The organism is Oleiphilus sp. HI0117 (genome assembly GCF_001635235.1).
In genome coordinates, this window is the sequence record NZ_LWGA01001483.1 from 1 (window position 1) to 1,023 (window position 1,023).

Annotated in this window: 1 protein-coding gene; it reads right to left on the reverse strand. The window is 41.6% G+C overall.

What is annotated here, in order from left to right; translation table 11 throughout:
- Positions 1 to 675: putative solute-binding protein (locus tag A3757_RS24635; protein ID WP_231878385.1), on the reverse strand; the 675-nt coding region annotated here is incomplete at its 3' end.
- Positions 676 to 1,023: the final 348 nt, after the last annotated feature.

A 1,023-nucleotide genomic window follows, 5' to 3' on the forward strand; every position in this document is an offset into this window, starting at 1 on the left:
GTCAAGAATGCCACCTTTGTCGCCAAGGCCGTGGTATAGCTCAAAAGTGTTGTAAGCTAGTGCTGGCATGAAAAGGATATCAATGTTGCCGTTGTTGAACTGGCCAGAGAACGTTGCCAAAGAAGTGCCTACAGGTGATGCGCCGGCCATGTTAGCAAGCTTGTGAGTCTGTGGGTCTTCATTAAGAACTGAAATCTTCTTGCCGCTGAAGTCTGCAACTGTATTGATGTTCTTATCGTTTACGAACGCGAACATAGAGCCAACAGGCCATGCAGCAACTGCTTCATATTGACCGTTTGTCATGATTTTGCCAGCCTTAGGGCTTGCAAGAGTAGCAAGAATTTTACCAAGACCAGAGTCGGAAGTGATACCGCCAATTGCATCAAGTGTCCCTGCGAAAGGAACAAATTGACGTGATAGGATTGCACTCAAGTGAGCGCCGTCACATACACCAGCTTTGAAGTCGTTAGCAGCAACTTTTTCATCGGTATAAGCGATAAACTCAAGATCTAAACCCCATGCGATAGCTTTTGGCTTTAAATCTGAATAGAAAGTCATTACTGGGCCGTTCTTCCCTACTGGATCCCATGTACAAATTGTTTTCTTTTCTAGCGCTGACGCTAGCGTACTAAAAAGAAAAATTACTGCGGTAAATAGTATTTTCTGTGCCGTCATCTTGACGTATCCCCAATTAAAATTACAAGTTCAAAGCGAAGCGCGAATTTTCGTCTATAATCGCGAGAAGTTCAATGGTCTTTGCTTTATTTGATAGACCAATTCGCAATATCGAGCATATGATAGTTTACTAGGTTGTTTACTCTAGACACTCTATAGGCTCGCTACTCTGTAGAGATATCGAAATAACGTGAATTCTTACTGACTGAGCATTGTTTAACTTAGGTCTTGTCGCTATAGTTAGCGGTTTGATTTAATAAGCTGCAATGTATTGTATTAGCTTAGATAAACTCTTTAGGATATTGATTTAGGAGCACGGCGAATGTCCGATAAAAATAAGCTTGTTAT